The 17,347-nt window shown below is 63.3% G+C and carries 17 protein-coding genes; 10 read left to right on the top strand and 7 right to left on the bottom strand.

What is annotated here, in order from left to right:
* The 3 genes from NKJ00_RS16955 to mntR all read right to left on the bottom strand — a co-directional run bounded on the left by NKJ00_RS16955 (position 1) and on the right by mntR (position 1,588).
* Positions 1 to 690: a YfbU family protein gene (locus NKJ00_RS16955; RefSeq protein ID WP_352630515.1), complete on the bottom strand. Its 690-nt coding sequence runs from the start codon at positions 688 to 690 to the stop codon at positions 1 to 3.
* A 171-nt stretch (positions 691 to 861) separates the two neighbouring features.
* Positions 862 to 1,050, bottom strand: a complete 189-nt coding sequence (locus NKJ00_RS16950; RefSeq protein WP_352630514.1) for a hypothetical protein — start codon at positions 1,048 to 1,050, stop codon at positions 862 to 864.
* Positions 1,051 to 1,138: 88 nt separating this feature from the next.
* On the bottom strand, positions 1,139 to 1,588 hold the full coding sequence (mntR, locus tag NKJ00_RS16945) for a manganese-binding transcriptional regulator MntR (RefSeq protein WP_352630513.1): 450 nt from the start codon (positions 1,586 to 1,588) through the stop codon (positions 1,139 to 1,141).
* 234 nt (positions 1,589 to 1,822) lie between these two features.
* Here mntR and NKJ00_RS16940 point away from each other — a divergent pair, with 234 nt between their 5' ends.
* From NKJ00_RS16940 to NKJ00_RS16930, 3 genes are all read left to right on the top strand, one after another.
* A complete protein-coding gene (locus NKJ00_RS16940; protein ID WP_352556103.1) occupies positions 1,823 to 3,187 on the top strand; it encodes an Nramp family divalent metal transporter in 1,365 nt (454 codons plus the stop codon).
* An 87-nt stretch (positions 3,188 to 3,274) separates the two neighbouring features.
* Positions 3,275 to 4,117 carry a protein-L-isoaspartate O-methyltransferase family protein gene (locus tag NKJ00_RS16935; RefSeq protein ID WP_352556101.1) on the top strand — a complete coding sequence of 281 codons (843 nt, stop codon included), beginning with the start codon at positions 3,275 to 3,277 and terminating at the stop codon, positions 4,115 to 4,117.
* 110 nt (positions 4,118 to 4,227) lie between these two features.
* Positions 4,228 to 4,878, top strand: coding sequence for a dihydrofolate reductase family protein (locus NKJ00_RS16930; protein ID WP_352556099.1), 651 nt, complete (start codon positions 4,228 to 4,230; stop codon positions 4,876 to 4,878).
* A gap of 71 nt (positions 4,879 to 4,949) precedes the next feature.
* Here NKJ00_RS16930 and NKJ00_RS16925 read toward each other — a convergent pair whose 3' ends face one another.
* Positions 4,950 to 5,819: a LysR substrate-binding domain-containing protein gene (locus tag NKJ00_RS16925; protein ID WP_352556111.1), complete on the bottom strand. Its 870-nt coding sequence runs from the start codon at positions 5,817 to 5,819 to the stop codon at positions 4,950 to 4,952.
* Between the two features lie 96 nt (positions 5,820 to 5,915).
* Between NKJ00_RS16925 and NKJ00_RS16920 the strand changes: the two genes are divergently transcribed.
* A complete protein-coding gene (locus NKJ00_RS16920; protein WP_352630511.1) occupies positions 5,916 to 6,515 on the top strand; it encodes a LysE family translocator in 600 nt (199 codons plus the stop codon).
* A 61-nt stretch (positions 6,516 to 6,576) separates the two neighbouring features.
* Here the strand turns inward: NKJ00_RS16920 and NKJ00_RS16915 are convergent, their stop codons facing one another.
* Positions 6,577 to 7,371: an SDR family NAD(P)-dependent oxidoreductase gene (locus NKJ00_RS16915; RefSeq protein WP_352630510.1), complete on the bottom strand. Its 795-nt coding sequence runs from the start codon at positions 7,369 to 7,371 to the stop codon at positions 6,577 to 6,579.
* A gap of 208 nt (positions 7,372 to 7,579) precedes the next feature.
* Here NKJ00_RS16915 and NKJ00_RS16910 point away from each other — a divergent pair, with 208 nt between their 5' ends.
* On the top strand, positions 7,580 to 8,038 hold the full coding sequence (locus tag NKJ00_RS16910; protein WP_352630509.1) for a MarR family winged helix-turn-helix transcriptional regulator: 459 nt from the start codon (positions 7,580 to 7,582) through the stop codon (positions 8,036 to 8,038).
* A gap of 28 nt (positions 8,039 to 8,066) precedes the next feature.
* Here NKJ00_RS16910 and NKJ00_RS16905 read toward each other — a convergent pair whose 3' ends face one another.
* A complete protein-coding gene (locus tag NKJ00_RS16905) occupies positions 8,067 to 9,245 on the bottom strand; it encodes an MFS transporter (RefSeq protein ID WP_352556091.1) in 1,179 nt (392 codons plus the stop codon).
* 199 nt (positions 9,246 to 9,444) lie between these two features.
* Between NKJ00_RS16905 and NKJ00_RS16900 the strand changes: the two genes are divergently transcribed.
* The 5 genes from NKJ00_RS16900 (at position 9,445) to NKJ00_RS16880 (ending at position 16,807) form a co-directional block, all read left to right on the top strand.
* Positions 9,445 to 9,801 carry an ArsR/SmtB family transcription factor gene (locus tag NKJ00_RS16900; RefSeq protein ID WP_352630506.1) on the top strand — a complete coding sequence of 119 codons (357 nt, stop codon included), beginning with the start codon at positions 9,445 to 9,447 and terminating at the stop codon, positions 9,799 to 9,801.
* A 76-nt stretch (positions 9,802 to 9,877) separates the two neighbouring features.
* The gene (locus NKJ00_RS16895) at positions 9,878 to 10,642 is read left to right on the top strand and encodes a metallophosphoesterase family protein (protein WP_352630504.1); all 765 of its coding nucleotides are present in this window, start codon (positions 9,878 to 9,880) and stop codon (positions 10,640 to 10,642) included.
* Positions 10,643 to 10,820: 178 nt separating this feature from the next.
* A complete protein-coding gene (locus NKJ00_RS16890) occupies positions 10,821 to 11,720 on the top strand; it encodes an SH3 domain-containing protein (protein WP_164893066.1) in 900 nt (299 codons plus the stop codon).
* A gap of 270 nt (positions 11,721 to 11,990) precedes the next feature.
* Positions 11,991 to 15,494 carry a carbamoyl-phosphate synthase large subunit gene (gene carB, locus NKJ00_RS16885; protein WP_352556087.1) on the top strand — a complete coding sequence of 1,168 codons (3,504 nt, stop codon included), beginning with the start codon at positions 11,991 to 11,993 and terminating at the stop codon, positions 15,492 to 15,494.
* 530 nt (positions 15,495 to 16,024) lie between these two features.
* Positions 16,025 to 16,807 (top strand): hypothetical protein, encoded by a 783-nt coding sequence (locus NKJ00_RS16880; RefSeq protein WP_352630501.1) that lies wholly within the window; start codon positions 16,025 to 16,027, stop codon positions 16,805 to 16,807.
* Positions 16,808 to 16,814: 7 nt separating this feature from the next.
* Here the strand turns inward: NKJ00_RS16880 and NKJ00_RS16875 are convergent, their stop codons facing one another.
* Complete coding sequence (locus tag NKJ00_RS16875) at positions 16,815 to 17,207, bottom strand: Rid family hydrolase (RefSeq protein ID WP_352556081.1); 393 nt, start codon at positions 17,205 to 17,207, stop codon at positions 16,815 to 16,817.
* Positions 17,208 to 17,347: the final 140 nt, after the last annotated feature.

The following is a 17,347-nucleotide window of genomic DNA, read 5'->3' as shown; positions in this document are numbered from 1 at the left end:
TTATTCGCGCTTCAAGAGGACAACAACATCATCAACACTCAGCTCGCGGCCGACAAGCTTTGTACGCATCGGCTCAAACAGCTTCGTCATGCGCCGGGAAGCCTGCACTTTGGGCGAGTGCGAGTTAAGGCTCCGGTCCTTGAAGTCCGAGAACCGACCCATTTCCTTCACGAGAAACCGAGCAATGGCCATGTGCTCGCCTTCGTTGTTGCCATCGAAGCCGCTAAAGCGCGGGTTCTTAGCCCAAGGGCCGACCTCGTTTTCGATACGTTGTTTATCGGCCTCTTCAAAGCCGGCATAAGCGCGCTCGATAAACGTCCACATATCGAGCGTATCGACGACCAGAGTCAGGGCATTCTGGCTGTCGACGTGATTATGTAGGATACCGGTAAGCTCCCACTGCAGCGCCCAAAAGTGCCCACCATAGATGGTTTTTTGGATGAGTTCGGCCGTTTTGTCTTCTTCAGTATCCTGATTTTTCAGGATCTCTGCGAGCATCCACATCATTAGCTTTTCGGTATTTGTCGGCTGAAGAGTGTTGGACGATGAGGCTCCGAGGCCTTTCTCCACCAAACGCCGGATCGCTTCCGAACGCGAAGGAACATCGTCTTGCTGCGCACGCCACTCGTCAACCCTGTCTAAGGTTTCCGGTTCGAGACGCATCTCGAACCGCTCGGTCTTGGGTACCATTTTTGATTCTCCGTATAGAAGCCGTATAGTACGGTATTTACCGTACTATACGTACAATCGTACGGTATCGCAACACTTTTCCTTAGGATTGTGCGTTCCCGCCTCCAAGCGGAGCAGCAGATGTCAACCTTCATGCCGGCTGGTAACGTCGGCCTCGCCTCAAACGACGAGCTAATCTTCCTGTTTGGCGCCGGCGCTCTTGCCGTCGGAGCTCTTCGAACGTTCCTCGAAACGCGCCGCGCCCTTTTTAAGCGGACGGCCGGTTTCCGATTCGGTCTTGCGTTCGTCCCTGGCCGCCGCCTGTTTCAGGCCCTCGGCCGCCTGCTTGCCCTTTACGACCGGTGCTTGTTCGATGCCCATCGCTTCCTCCTTCGCGCGACAAACGCGCGGTGTCGGGAGCAACGTGCCCGGCGTGCGGCGGTTCCGGCGGCGCGGGAAATCTGGCGGCTCAGCGCGCCGTCATAGCCTTGCGAAACGCTTCCAGCGTCTCGGCGCTGACATGGTGCTCGATGCCCTCGGCATCGATGCGCGCGGTCTCGGCGCTGACACCGAGCGACCGCAAAAAAGCTTCCACCGTCTGGTGGCGAATGCGGCTTTCCTCCGCGACCTTGCGGCCGGCATCGGTCAGGAACACGCCGCGATAGGGTTTTCGCGACACCAAACCGTCGGTGCACAGCCTGGTCAGCATCTTGGCCACTGTCGGCTGGGCGACGCCAAGCCGTGCGGCGATGTCGACCTGGCGCGCCTCGTTGCCGTCCTCGATCAGATCGGCGATCAGCTCGACATAATCCTCGACCAGCGCGCTGCGGCGCGCTTCGCGCTGCTGCCGAAATCCCTCCGAATGAATTTCGGCGTCGAGCAGCGGCTCACGCGGGACTGGTCTGTTCTTCGGCGCCAATACGCGCTCCTCCCGAGGCTATCACCCGTCCACGCTTTCATAGCACGGGCTCTGATTCTTCAGGCCGTTTATTTGCATTCCGCCACAGGTGCAACCAGCGCTTCCGATTGCCGTTTCACCCGATGACCGCCAGCCGCCTAAAAGCAACGACAATGAAATATAGCATATTGCATAATGTTGAGCCATGGCATAGCTTGAGGCAACATCGTCCAGTCTCGCGGAAAGCCCTCCTTCATGTCTGAAGCCGAAGCCACAGCCTCCCGTTCCTCATGGCGGTTCGCCAGGCCCGACGAGGACGAGCAGCCCAGCCTGCGCGAAGTCAATTCCTCCATCGCCGTGCCGAACTCGGGCGTCTGGTTCCGTCGCCTGTTCGCCTTCATGGGTCCCGGCTACATGGTCTCGGTCGGCTATATGGACCCGGGCAACTGGGCGACGGATCTCGCCGGCGGCGCGCAGTTCGGCTACACGCTGCTGTTTATCATCATGCTGTCCAACCTGATGGCGATCCTTTTGCAGGCGCTGGCGGCACGGCTCGGCATCGCCACCGGCCGCGACCTCGCCCAGGCCTGCCGCGCCTACTATCCCCGTCCAGTCAATTTCGTGCTGTGGATCGCCTGCGAACTGGCCATCATCGCCTGCGATCTGGCCGAAGTCATCGGCACGGCGATCGCGCTGCAACTTCTGTTCGGCATTCCGCTGATCGGCGGCGCCATGCTGACGGCGCTCGATGCCTTCCTCGTGCTGCTGTTGATGAACAAGGGCTTCCGCTATCTCGAAGCCTTCGTCATCGCGCTTTTGATCATCATCTTCAGCTGCTTCGCCATCCAGATCTTCGTCGCCGCCCCGCCGGCCGGCTCGATCCTGCATGCCATGTTCGTGCCGTCGTCGGAAATCGTCACCAATCCGGCGATGCTCTACATCGCCATCGGCATCATCGGCGCCACCGTCATGCCGCACAATCTCTATCTGCACTCCTCGATCGTGCAGACCCGTGCCTATGAGCGCACCGACAAGGGCAAGCGCGATGCCATCAAATGGGCAACGACGGACTCGACCATCGCCCTGATGCTGGCGCTGTTCGTCAACGCCTCGATCCTCATCGTGTCGGCGGTCGCCTTCCATAACACCGGCCATCAAGACGTTGCCGAGATCGGCCAGGCCTTCGAGCTGCTGTCGCCGCTGCTCGGCCTCGGCATCGCCTCGATCCTGTTCGCGGTGGCGCTGCTGGCTTCCGGCCTCAACTCCACGGTGACGGCGACGCTTGCTGGCCAGATCATCATGGAAGGCTTTCTGCGCCTGCGCATCCCCAACTGGGCACGCCGACTGCTGACGCGCGGCCTCGCCATCATCCCGGTGGTGGTCGTCACCGCGCTCTATGGCGAAAAGGGTACCGGCCAGTTGCTGGTGTTCAGCCAGGTGATCCTGTCGATGCAGTTGCCTTTCGCGGTCGTCCCGCTGGTGCAGTTCGTCTCCGACAAGAAGAAGATGGGCAATCTCGCCATTCCGCGCGGCGTCGCCGCCCTTGCCTGGGTAGTCGCCGCAGTCATCCTGGGGCTCAACTTCAAGCTGCTCTACGACACCCTGTTCGGGATCGGCTAAGCTCCGCCTCGCCGGGACATCGGCTACCCTCTGCGCAGAGGGTAGTTTCGCGACAAATCGGCAATCCGCGCTATGTTGTCCCGCAGCATGGCCCGGATCGAAGACATCAGGAAATTCTACGCGCGGCTGCTGGCCGCCAATGCCGGCTCGCCCGACCCACGCCTGGAAGCGGCTTTCGCGGAGGTGCCGCGCGAAGCGTTTCTCGGTCCCGGGCCGTGGACGGTTATCGCCGGCAACGGCAAGGTCACGACGCCGAGCGCCGACCCGGCCCATGTCTACCAGAACGTGCTGGTGACGCTCGACGACGACAAGGGCATCAACAATGGCGAGCCCTTCCTGCATGCCATGTGGATCGGAAAGCTTGCGCCTAAACCTGGTGAGGCCGTCACTCATATCGGCGCCGGCACCGGCTACTACACCGCCGTGCTGGCCAGGCTGGTTTTACCAGGCGGCACCGTCACCGGCTTCGAACTCGACGAAAAACTGGCCGATCTGGCACGCAAAAATCTCGAAGCATATGGCAATGCAACGGTCGTCCATAGCGATGCGGTGACGACGCCCCTGCCGCCATCCGACATCATCTACGTCAATGCTGGCGTCGCAGCGCCACCAGCAGGGTGGCTGAAGGCGCTGCGGCCTGGCGGCCGCATGATCTTCCCCTGGCGCCCGGCCGAGCGCGTCCCACTGGCGGTGATGGTGATCCGCACGCAAAAAGGCTTCGCCTGCGATCCGTTCATGCGATCGTGGTTCATTCCCTGTGTCGGCGCCTCGCTCGCAGACTCAGCGTCGATGACCCCCACCCGCGAGCAGGCCGCGCGCAGCCGCTCGATCTGGCTGGTGCAGGACAAGGCGCCGGACGACACGGCCACCGCCATATCGGGCGATGTCTGGTTCTCGTCGGAAAGTCTCGAAGCCGGACCTCGCAAATGACGGCGGTTTGCCAAAATTTCATATGTCCTGTCGGACCGGTGGCTCGCCGACCGTCCTTGGGCTGAAGTCCGGCCACCGACGGCGTGGATCGAAGAACGGGAGCATTTGGAATGAGAAAGATCATCTCTGCGACATTCGTCAGCCTCGACGGCGTCATGCAGGCGCCCGGCGGCCCGCAAGAGGATCCGGTCGGCGGCTTCAAGTTCGGCGGCTGGACCTTCCATTACTTCGACGAGGCGGGGGCCGCGGCGATGGACGAACTGTTCTCCAAGCCTTTCGCCCTGCTGCTCGGCCGCAGAACCTACGACATCTTCGCCGCCTACTGGCCGTATCAGAAAGATCCGATCGCGGATGCCTTCAACCCCGCGACCAAATATGTGGCGACGCATCGGCCTGACACCCTCACCTGGCAGAACACGCAAGCGCTCGGACCCGATATCGTCGCGACGTTGCGCCGCCTCAAGCAGGAGGATGGGCCGGACCTGCTCATCCAGGGATCTGGCGATCTGATCCAGACTTTGCTCGCCAACGGGCTGATCGACGAAATTCGGCTGATGATCTTCCCGCTATTGCTGGGCAAGGGCAAGCGGCTGTTCGGCGACAGCGCGATGCCGGCCGCCTTCAAGCTCATCAAGTCGCAGGCAACCAGCACCGGCGTCATCATGGCGACCTACGAACGATCAGGCGAGATCAAGGTTGGGTCGTTTGTCACAGGGGAGCCGTCCGACGCCGAGCTCGAACGGCGCAAGAACTGGAAGTAGCAGGACGGCCTTTGCACCCTTTCCTCTCCCCCGATCGACGGGGTAGAGGAACCCAAGTTCTGAGAAGTCTCTCAAGCCGCCACGGGCCGCCGCGCCAGGCCATCGCGGATGTGCCGCGCGAATTCCTGCGCGGCCGGCCCGGCACCGTGCCTGGGCAGATGCAGAGTGATGGCAAAATTCGGCAGCGGCGGCAGGCCGGACTCCGCTGGCAATATGTCGAGATCCGCCGGCACGGTGGTGGCTAGCCAGGCGGTGACGGCGAGGTCGGAGCGCACCGTCGCCGTCGTCGCGTCGATGTTGCCGTTTTCGAACACGGTGCGCCACTCCAGCCCGTGCTCGCCGAGCGCCGCCAGCACCGCCGGGCGGAAGGCGCAGGTGTCGGCGACGATCGAAACCGGCAGCGGCCGCTTGGCGCGGGCAATGCCGCCCTTGGCACCGACCCAGACCAGCCGGTCGATGGCAAGGCACTCGCCCGCCGACGGGCCGACGCGTTCCTCGATCACCGCAAGGTCGATGGTCCCGGCCGCAAGGGCAGCAGCCAATTCCGGCGACGAGGCGCAGACCAGCGATATCTCGACCTGCGGATAGGTCTCGGCATAGGTCTTCAGCACCGGCGCCAGCAAGGTGCCGACAAGGTCGTAGGGCACGCCGAGCCGCACCTGGCCGGCCACCGGTGTCCCAGCCATCTCCGCCCAGATCTCGTCATTCAAGGCCAGCAACCGCTTGCCCCTGCCGAACAGCTGTTCACCGGCGCGCGTCAGCCGCAAGCCGCGCCGGTCGCGCTCGAAGAGGCTGGAGCCGAGCGCCTCCTCCAGCCGCTTGACCTGCTGGCTGACAGCACCTTGCGTCAGGTGCAGCGCATTGGCCGCCGCCGTCATGCTGGCCTTGTCGGCGACGGTGATGAAGGTGCGGATCAGCGCCATGTCGAGATTTCGGATCATGGCTGGCATTATCCATCCTAATGCCGACCATGGCAAACATTGCATTTACTGAAGTTCGCGCGCAGCTACGATCGCAGCCCTGACAGAGGACGCCGCATGCTCGAGCCCATTCTCCCGCTCATCCTTTTTGCCATCGTCGCCACCACCACGCCCGGCATCGCCACGACCCTGTCCACGGCGTCCGGGGCGCAGTTCGGCTTTCGCCGTTCCGTGCCCCTGCTGGTCGGCAGCGCCGCCGGCCTCGCCACGGTGACGGGTGCCGCTGCCGCCGGGCTCGCCGGTCTGCTGCTTGCCGTGCCTTCGCTGCAACTGGCCATGAAGGTCATCGGCTCGCTCTATCTCCTCTGGCTGGCGATCAAGATCGGCCGCAGCGGGCCGCCCAATCTGGATGTGAGCATGGCCAGGCCGAACAGCTTTCTCGGCGGCGCCGGCATTCAATGGATGAACCCGAAGGGTTGGGCGATGGGTCTGGGCGCCGCGGCCTCGTTCGCGGCGCTGGCCAGCGGGCCGCTGCAGCTGGCGCTGCTGCTCGGCGCCACCTTCGGCCTCGCGGCCGCCGCTTCGCTGTCGCTGTGGTGCGTGGCCGGCATGCTGCTGGCCCGCCTGCTCAAGACCGAATGGCAATGGCGCGCGCTCAACATCGTGCTGGCACTGGTGCTGGCCGCTTCGATCATACCGATGTGGCGGACGGCTTAGAGGCAGGACCTGGGTCCTCTCCCCCGCTCTGGCGGGGGCGAGGAACCCAGGCCTTACCAGCTCAAGCCGCGTAGCGTGCCGCCGGCTTGTCGGCGTGCAGGCTGCCGTAGAAGGCCTGCCGGGCACCGAGGAAAATGTCCAGCTTGGCCGGCTCGGCGAGCGCCGGCACGGTGACGGCTTCACCCCTGGCAAGGCCGACAAGGGCCGCATCGACCATATCGTCGGCGCTCATGATGATTTCCTTCGGAAGCTGGTCGATATCGCTGCCGGCAAGCTCCCAGAAATCGGTCCGTGTCGCGCCCGGCAGCACCACCTGCACCTTCACCTCCGTACCCTCGACCTCGCGGTGCAGAGCCTCGGTGAAGTTGACGACATAGGCCTTGGTGCCGCTGTAGATGCCGCCGAACGAGGTCTCATAGGCGAGCACCGAGGCGATGTTGACGACCGCACCTCGGTTGCGCGCCAAAAACCCCGGCAGCACGGCACGGGTCAGCCGCGTCAAGGCGATGACATTGACCTTGATCATGCGTTCGGCAGCGTCCGCATCGGCGGTTGCCACCACGGACTGGCCGCCAAGGCCGGCATTGTTGACCAGCAGCGTCACGCTGTCGTCGCTGGCGATCTCCTGCTCGACGCGGCGGACGTCGTCGTCGTTGGAGAGGTCGGCGCTGATCACGCTAACCTTGCGGCTATAGGTCTGGCGCAGCTTCCCGGCCAGTTCCTCCAGCCGGTCGGCGCGCCGCGCCACCAGCACCAGATCGTAGCCCTGCCCCGCCAGCCGGTCGGCATAGACCGCGCCGATGCCCGACGAAGCACCGGTGACGACCGCCGTGCCCTTGTTGCCCTGTCCACTCATTGTCCTGTTCCTTCTTCGACTGATCTCGTTCGCTTCGACTGATCCGGCGCCGTGGCATCTGCCGCGCTACCGGAAAGCCGCTTGATTTGAATTAGTGGCATATACCACTAATTGTGAAGTAGGCATATGCCACTATCTTGTCAATGATACGGACGAGGATTATTTGAGGGTAGCAGCCGGGCCTCATTCGCCGGCGCCAAGGACCATCATGTCAAAGGACAGCTTGCCCGGCCTCACGCTTTGCAACAACGCCGCGCTGCGCCGTGCGGCGCGCAAGCTCGGCAAGTTTTATGATGATGTGGTGGAGCCGTCAGGCCTCAAGGCGACGCAGCAGGGCCTGCTCTACCAGATTCACATCGGCGACGAGCCGGCAATGGGCGCTATCGCCGCGTCGCTGATCATGGACCTGTCGGCGCTCGGCCATACGCTGAAACCACTGATCCGCGACGGCTATGTCGAGACTTTCGCCGATCCGGAGGACCGCCGCGTCAAGCGTGTGCGGCTGACGCCGCAAGGGTTGGCCAAGCTCGAGGCAGCGATGAAGCTGTGGCAAATCGCCCAGCAGCGTTTCGAGGATGTCGTCGGCAGGGACAAGGCTGAAAAGCTGCGCGCGGCGCTGGATGACATCGCCGCGCTGGATTTTGATCTGCCGCCAGCCACGCCCTAAGGCGTTAGGTCAGCGTTTGCCAAAAAACCTACTCGGCAGGCATCTCTACAGGCCGAGCCGCCCAGCGGCCGGCCACCACGATGCCAAGCCCGACGATCGGGAAGATCGCGGCGACCATGCCGAGATCGGCCGGCGCGCCGTAGCGCAGCACGGCGCCACCGACCACGGCGCCCAGCGCCACGCCGAGATAGAGCGCCGAGGCATTGAGCGACAGCACGATCGGGGCGGCGTCGGGCGCCAGCTTGATGATGCGGCTGGCCTGCGCCGGCGGGAAGGCCCAGCCGACGATGCCCCACGGCACCATCATCGCCATCAGCGCCGGTCCGGCAATATGCGGCGGCAGAAAGGTCGGGATGACCGACAGCAGGACCAGCATGCCGGCGCTCAGCGCCAACGACCAGCCGACGGTGCGGGTCGCGCCGAACCGGTCGGCGGCCTGGCCGCCGCCAATGTTGCCGATGACGGCGCCGACGCCGAAGGCGAGCAGCATGCCGGGCAGCGCGATCTGGCTGAGACCGCCGCCCTCGATGGCAAGCGGCGCGACATAGGCAAAGACGGTGAAGGCGCCGATCAGCGCCAGCACTGTCGTCAACAGGATCGGCATCACGCCGGGACGCAGCGCTGCCGCCAGCCTGCGCTTCAAGGGCAGCCTGGTGCCAACGATGCCCCGCGGCAGCCGGTACCACAGGATCGCGCCTGCAAGCGCGCCAAGGCCGGCGATGGCAAAAAAGGTGCCGCGCCAGCCGGCAACGGTGGCAACGAGCGCGCCCAGCGGCGCACCCAGGGCAACGGCCACCGTAGTGCCGCCAACGACGACGGCGATGGCACGCGCCCGGTGATGGTCATCGACCAGCGCCACCGCGGTGCCTTGCGCGGTTGCGGCGAACAGGCCCGACGACAGCGCCATGACGATGCGCGCGATCAGCAGCAGTTCGAAGGAGGAACTCAAGGCAGCGGCGATGTTGCCGAGCACGAAGAACACCAGCGTCCACAAGATGACGCGGCGCCGGTCCCATTCGCCTGTCAGCGTCGCCAGGATCGGCGTGCCGATCGCATAGGCGAGCGCAAAGGCGGTGATCAGCGTGCCGGCCAGCGGAATGGAGATGCCGGCATCCGCCGCGATGTCGGGCAGAAGGCTGGAGATGACGAAGCCTTCGGTCGAGATCGTAAACGATCCGAGCGCTAGCCAGAAAAGGCGCTTGTCCATGGCGGGATGTCCTTAGTTCAAAAGTTATTGAACAATTGGACATAATAGGGCATCATGTCAATGAAGCCAGGGAAAAATAGCTGAACCTTCCTGACAGCCCTGTGTCAGCACAGGTCGGCGCGAGACGGAGAAAGGCCGCGTGCGGGCCAACAATGATGGATGCGTTGAAATCGGACCCGACTGTGCTTAGTTTCGAGCCATGACCTTGCCACACCCCAATACGGACCAGATCAGCCTGCCGATCGTGCTTGGCGTGCTCGGCGATCCGACCCGGCTCGCCATCGTGCGCTATCTCGCCAGCAAGCAAGGCGTGCCGCTGAACTGCAGCCAGTTCCTGGATTTCGGCTCGAAGACCAATCTGAGCTACCACCTCGCCAAACTGCGCGAGGCCGGCGTCACCCGTGCCGAGGTGGTCGGCACCAACCGCATGATCACACTGCGCCGCGCCGATCTCGACGCCCGCTTCCCCGGCCTGCTCGACAGCGTCGTCGCCGCCGCCGGCGACGATCCGGCAGTGCCGGCAGTCGGCGGCCACGACATCGAAATCCAGGCCTGAACGCCGAAGAATTTGGGTTCCTCGCCTTACGGACGTGGGAAAAGGAAAAGCGGCGTCACACAGGAGCCTCCCGAAAATGCGCATCGCCGTCCTCGCCGATATCCACGGCAATGTGCTGGCGCTCGACGCCGTGCTTGACGACCTGCGCCGGCGCGGCGGCGCCGACCTGACCGTCAATCTCGGCGACAGCGTTTCCGGCCCGCTATGGCCGCGCGAGACGATGGAACGGCTGGAGGCGCTGAACCTGCCGACAGTGCGCGGCAACCACGACCGCCGTGTCGCCGCCGACCCCGCTGATGACACCATGTGGCCCTCCGACGCCTATGCGCAGGAGCGGCTGACCGAGACGCAGCGCCAGATGCTTTTCGCCCAGCCGCTGACGCTGGAGATCGCACCCGGAATCATCGCTTTCCACGCCCGTCCCGACCATGACGAGAAATATCTCGCCGATACCATCGTCAATGGCCAGCTGGTGCGTGCGCCGCTGACGGCGATCCGGCGGCGGCTGAAGGCGCTCGACCCGGCTTGCCGCATCGCGCTGTGCGGCCACAGCCACCGCGCGGAACTGATCCGCGTCCCCGATGGTCCCGTCATCTTCAACCCGGGCAGCATCGGCTGCCCCGCCTATGACGATTCCACACCGCCGGCGCATGTCTCCGAGCAGGGCTCGCCGCATGCGCGCTACGGCATCGTCACCTTGGGCAGCAACGGCCAGTCCGACCGCTTCGAGGCCATCGCCGTCGACTACGACCACGAGGCGGCCGCCAGGCAAGCCGAACAGGCGGGCCGGCCGGAATGGGCTCACGCGCTCAGAACAGGATTCATGCCCCTGCCCGGCTGAACGCTCTTGCGTTCATGCCCGGCTGAGTAGGCTCACGGCTTGGCGGGCCGGGTTGGGACCGGCGGAACGGCGAGCCGAATTTTCGGGCTTACATGGCGCCGCGTCGTCCCTTATAAAACCGGCCGGGCTTGCGGCGGGCTCGATCCGCCGCGGCATGATGTCAGCGCACGGCCAAACGATGAGGCGCACAGTTACGCTCCGAACAACCCTGCATGCGCTGATTGCTGCTCCGCTGTTGATGACGGCGTGGCCGGTGATTGCCCCCGCTATGGCTGAAGAGATGGCCCAAGAGGCGCCGGACCTCGTCATCTCCGTCGTCACCGGCCTGGCGCCGGACGACCTTCTCAAGGTCCGCACCACCGCATCGCCGGTCGCCACGGTCGAGGCGCGGCTGAGCAGCGGCGACATGGTCACCAATCTCGGCTGCAACGACATCAACGGCTACAAATGGTGCAAGATCGAGAGCACGGGCAAGGAGAAGCTGAGCGGCTGGGCGCCGGCGCGCTATCTCATCCCCCTCAATCCGGCCCCCTATGTCGAAGGCGAGACAAGACCGGCCGATGCGCCGGTGGTTGCCTCCACCGGCAGCGCCAATGAGGCCGGGCAGGCCTCGGCGCCGGATCAATCGCAGGCCACCGATAGGGCGCCGGTCGCACCGCCCGACCTGACAGCGCGGCTTGGCGGCGCCGGTCCGGCAGTCGAAAGCACGCCAAAATCCGCCGCCGAAATCGGCCGCGCCGCGATGCAGGATGCGTACGTACTGGCGCTGGCGGCGCCTGACGTCCCGCTTGATTCCGTTCCGACGCCGGCTTCTGGCCCCGAGATTCCCTGCGCCCGCTATGTCGGCCAGCCAATGGAGCGCTGCAAGGTCAGCGTGGTGCACACCGCCGACAAGGCGAACATCACTGTGACCTGGCCCGATGGCGGCACGCGCATCATCTCCTTCCGTGCCGGCCAGCCGGCCGGTTCCGACGCGGACGGCAATTTCCGCTTCACTCGGGAGGGCAGCCTCAACATGATACGCATCGGCGAGGCCGAGCGGTTTGAGATTACGGATCAGCTGGCGCTGGGGAATTAGAATTTAGGGGAGTAGGGGAATAAGGGAATAAGGGAATAAGGGAGTATGTTTGGAATTCCCTCGAACCCACCCTATTCCCCTATTCCCCTATTCCCCTATTCCCCTATTCCCCTATTCCCCTACTCCCCTACCTCGCATTTTCGGGGTTACATCAGTCAGAACTCTTCCCTATAAGGCCCTCCTAGCCTGATACCAGAATCGCGAGCACAACCGGCCGGGTCTTCCCGTCCCGGTTTTTTGTGCAAGCCGCCCGCCGAACGGACCTTTGACATGCCAAGACGCACTGACATCAAGTCGATCCTGATCATCGGGGCCGGCCCCATCGTCATCGGCCAGGCCTGCGAGTTCGACTATTCCGGCACGCAGGCGTGCAAGGCGCTGAAGGAGGAAGGCTTCCGCGTCATCCTGGTCAATTCCAACCCGGCCACCATCATGACCGATCCGGAACTGGCCGACGCCACCTATATCGAGCCGATCACGCCTGAAGTGGTCGCCAAGATCATCGCCAAGGAGCGGCCCGACGCGCTGCTGCCGACCATGGGCGGCCAGACCGCGCTCAACACCGCTCTGTCGCTGCGCCGCATGGGTGTGCTCGAGCGCTACAATGTCGAGATGATCGGCGCCGACGCCACGGCCATCGACAAGGCCGAGGACCGCGCGCTGTTTCGCGAGGCGATGAAGAAGATCGGCCTGGAAACGCCGAAGTCGATGCTGGCCAACGCCACCGACGTCAAGAACACGGACCGCAAGACGCATGAGGCCGAGCGCGCCGCCGTCAAGGCCGAGGCCCCGGCCGATCTCGACGCCGCGCTCGACGCGCTGGAAACCCGCTGGAACCTCGGCGAAGGCGACCGCAAGCAGCGCTACATCAGCCATGGCATGGCGATCGCCGCCCAGGCGCTCGACCATGTCGGCCTGCCCGCCATCATCCGCCCGTCCTTCACCATGGGCGGCACCGGCGGCGGCATCGCCTACAACCGCGCCGAATTCTACGAGATCGTCCAGTCCGGCCTCGACGCCTCGCCGACCACCGAAGTGCTGATCGAGGAGAGCGTGCTCGGCTGGAAGGAGTATGAGATGGAGGTCGTCCGCGACAAGGCGGACAATTGCATCATCGTCTGCTCGATCGAGAACATCGATCCGATGGGCGTGCACACGGGCGACTCGATCACCGTCGCTCCGGCCCTGACCTTGACCGACAAAGAATACCAGATGATGCGCAACGCCTCGATCGCGGTGCTGCGCGAGATCGGCGTCGAGACCGGCGGCTCCAACGTGCAGTTCGCCGTCAACCCGGCCGACGGCCGCCTGGTGGTCATCGAGATGAACCCGCGCGTCTCGCGCTCGTCCGCTCTGGCCTCCAAGGCGACCGGTTTCCCGATCGCCAAGATCGCGGCAAAACTCGCCGTCGGTTACACGCTGGACGAACTCGAGAACGACATCACCGGCGGCGCCACGCCGGCCTCGTTCGAGCCGTCGATCGATTACGTCGTCACAAAAATCCCGCGCTTCGCCTTCGAGAAATTCCCCGGCGCCGAGCCGGTGCTGACCACCGCCATGAAGTCGGTCGGCGAAGTCATGGCCATCGGCCGCACGTTTCAGGAATCGCTGCAGAAGGCGCTGCGTGGCCTCGAAACCGGCCTGACGGGCCTGGATGAAATCGAGATCCCCGGCCTCGGCTATGGTGCCGCGACCGCTAACCACGCCGACGACCGCAACGCCATTCGGGCCGCACTGGGCACGCCGACGCCCGACCGGCTGCGCATGGTGGCGCAGGCGATCCGCATGGGCACGTCGCTGGAAGACGTGCACGCCATGTGCAAGATCGACCCGTGGTTCCTTGAGCAGATCGCCGGCATCGTGGCCATGGAAGCCCGCATCCGCGAGCACGGCATCCCCGAGGATGCCGTCAACCTGCGCATGCTCAAGGCAATGGGTTTCTCGGACGCCCGCCTCGCGTCATTGACGAAAACAGACGCCGAAGTGATTCAGAAAGCTCGCGAAAAGCTCGCCGTTCATCCGGTTTATAAGCGCATAGACACTTGCGCGGCCGAGTTCGCCTCGCCCACCGCCTACATGTACTCGACATATGAAGTGCCGTTTGCCGGCGCGCTGGCCGACGAGGCGCAGGTCTCGTCGCGCAAGAAGGTCGTCATCCTCGGCGGCGGCCCCAACCGCATCGGCCAGGGCATCGAGTTCGACTATTGCTGCTGCCACGCCGCCTTCGCGCTACGCGACGCCGGCTATGAAGCGATCATGATCAACTGCAACCCGGAGACGGTCTCGACCGACTACGACACGTCGGACCGGCTTTATTTCGAGCCGCTGACGGCCGAAGACGTGCTGGAGATCCTGCGCGCCGAACAGGCCTCGGGCGAGCTGGTCGGCGTCATCGTGCAGTTCGGCGGCCAGACGCCGCTGAAGCTCGCGGATGCGCTTGAAAAGGCCGGCATCCCGATCCTCGGCACCTCGCCCGACATGATCGATCTCGCAGAAGACCGCGACCGCTTCCAGAAGCTGCTGCACAAGCTCGGCCTCAGCCAGCCGAAGAACGGCATCGCCTATTCGGTCGAGCAGGCCCGCCTCGTCGCCGGCGAGCTCGGCTTCCCCTTGGTGGTGCGCCCGTCCTATGTGCTGGGCGGCCGCGCCATGCAGATCATCCATGACGAGGGCATGCTGCAGACCTATCTGCTCGACACCGTGCCCGGCCTGGTGCCGGAGGACATCAAGCAGAAATACCCCAACGACAAGACCGGCCAGATCAACACGCTGCTGGGCAAGAACCCGCTGCTGTTCGACACCTATCTCTCAGGTGCCATCGAGGTCGATGTCGACTGCCTCTGCGACGGCAAGGCGACCTTCGTCTCCGGCATTCTCGAACACATCGAGGAGGCCGGCATCCATTCGGGCGACTCGGCCTGCTCGCTGCCGGTGCACTCGCTGCCTTCGGAGCTGGTCGACGAGCTGGAGCGCCAGACGGCAGCCCTTGCCCGCGCGCTCAATGTCGGCGGGCTGATGAACGTGCAGTATGCGATCAAGGATGGCACGGTCTATGTGTTGGAGGTCAACCCGCGTGCATCGCGCACCGTGCCCTTCGTCGCCAAGACCATCGGCCGTCCGATCGCCAAGATCGCCGCCCGCATCATGGCCGGCGAAAAACTGGAAGACGCCTTCGCCCATTACGGCGCCATGCCCGACCCCAGAAACCCCGGCCACATCGCGGTCAAGGAAGCCGTCTTCCCCTTCGCCCGCTTCCCCGGCGTCGACATATTGCTCGGACCGGAAATGCGCTCGACCGGCGAGGTCATGGGCCTCGACCGCGATTTCGCGCTGGCCTTCGCCAAGAGCCAGCTCGGCGCCGGCGTCGACCTGCCACGCTCCGGCACGCTGTTCGTCTCGGTGCGCGACGAGGACAAGAAAGGCATCCTGCCGGCGGTCAAGCGCCTGGCCGGCCTCGGCTTCAAGGTGCTGGCCACCTCAGGCACCGCCCGCTTCCTCGCCGAAAACGGCGTCGACGCGCAGAAGATCAACAAGGTGCTGGAAGGCCGCCCCCACATCGAAGACGCCATCCGCAACCGCCAGGTCCAGATCGTCTTCAACACGACTGACGGCCAGAAGGCGGTGTCGGACTCGAAATCGCTACGCCGCGCCACGCTGATGCAGAAGGTGCCGTATTACACGACGCTGTCAGGCGCGGCTGCGGTGGCGGAAGCGATTGCGGCGCTGAAGGCGGGGAGCCTCGAGGTCAGGCCGCTGCAGGAGTATTTTGCCTAATTAGCTCTCTTCTCCCCGTTCAACGGGGAGAAGATGCCGGCAGGCAGATGAGGGGCAGCGGCAAACGTCCTCTGAAAAAAGCTCAAGCCAACACAACTGACAGAACGCCTTGGTTAATTCGGCAGTTTTAATATACCTTGCTTCCACAGGCTCCGAAGCCGGTTTCGAATATTCATTGCGACTTGCCCCACATTCAAGTGGCCGTATTCGGAACGTGTGTCCATCAGTCCGTTGAGAAGTGCAATCTCATGAAGCGCCTCTATGTTCGCAACGCCGTCAGGCCGTTTGTAGTGGGGACCAATAATCCTTTCCCATTCGTGATTCTCAGGCCGCTTTGACCATGCTTCGCGTTGATCACTTGTAATGTCCATAATTTGCTCCATCCAACGGCTCTGATTTGAACTTAGTGCGAAGTGAGCGGCGGCAGAAGCATACCATCGATCTTGGCGCCGTAGCTCCCCCAGCGGCATTGAACGTGTTGGCACGGTCAGTGACTACCCAAGGATATAGAATCCGGGCATTGTTCCCGAATGGGCTATTTGGGGAAGTGTTTTCACCGCGCCTTTGCGGGTTCCGTACTCTTTACTGACAAAGTTTCAATTGTTGGTGGCGTTCTCGCTCCCGCGATATTCTTTGCGCGCGGCGAGGCAATGGATGCCGCGTATCAAGGTTATCTCGCGTGGACGATTCTAACGGTGGTCGGCGGTGGTATTGCGCTTCGGTTGGTGACCGCGCCGTATTTTATTTGGAAGGATGACCAAAGGGAAATTTCTAGGCTTCGCGAGGAAATAGCAAATACCTCGCGCAAGAGGCGCCAATTCTTCGAAGAGACTTTCCTTCAGGATCGAGCCGACTTGGCCCGCCAGCTGACCCACTATGCCATGGTCAATGCCCCGATGGACGCGTTCTCCGATTTCGACGCGGACGCACATCTGAATGAAATTACACGTAAGGCCGTCATACAACTGGGAGATCCAAATTTCCGTGTTTATTGGGAAACCTTCTGTTTCGCGTTCCGAAATCTGGTGCGAGGGGCGAAGTTCGCTAAGGATAATGTAGATCGTCTCGCAGACGAGCACCTGCGGCTTCTACGCGACCGATTCGATTATGATTTCAGTGCAATGAAAGCAGGATCAACGGCCTTGATATACATATTAACCGAAAATCATGATCACAATAAAGTATATGTGGAACTCCTTGAGAGATTGAACGCCAAATACCCACATGTCCAATTTGATGACATAATCGCTAGTTTGTGGACACTGTCTGACCCCCAATCGCTTCCAGACGTCGACGAAAAGAAGCCGCTGTAGCCCCGCCTCAAGCCACCGCCACACACTCGATCTCGATATCAAACTCCATCGGCCATGACGCCACCGGCACGAAGCTGCGCGCCGGCGGGTTCGTCGAAAAGTACTTCGCATAGACCCGGTTGATGACGTGGTAGAAGCCGGAATTGACGGCGTAGATGCGCACCATCACCACGTTTTCCAGCGAGGTGCCCGCCGCTTCCAGGCAATGCTTCAGCGCCTTCAGCGACGCCTCGGTCTGCGTTTCGATATCGCCGCGCACCATCTCGCCGGTCACCATGTCCACCGGCGGCGTCGCCGAGATGAACACGAAGCCGTTGGCCCTCACCGCTGTCGAGCAGGGAAGGCCGAGCGCCCGCACCTTGTCCGACATGACCGGCACTTCGATGATTTCTTTCTTCATGGTGGTTCTCCCTGAGTATGCAGCAGGCTGCCGCGTTAGCGCTAATGAAGAGCCCGGTAGTGTGCTGAGAGTTCTGCAAATTCGCTGAGAGAGGGCGGTCATGGCAGGCTGGTGATGTTCAACGTCACCGATTCCCGCGA

Origin of the sequence: Mesorhizobium sp. M0227, from assembly GCF_040321855.1 — a bacterium.
In the GTDB taxonomy this organism is placed as follows: Bacteria; Pseudomonadota; Alphaproteobacteria; order Rhizobiales; family Rhizobiaceae; genus Mesorhizobium.
This window is presented reverse-complemented; position numbering and strand designations above follow the sequence as displayed.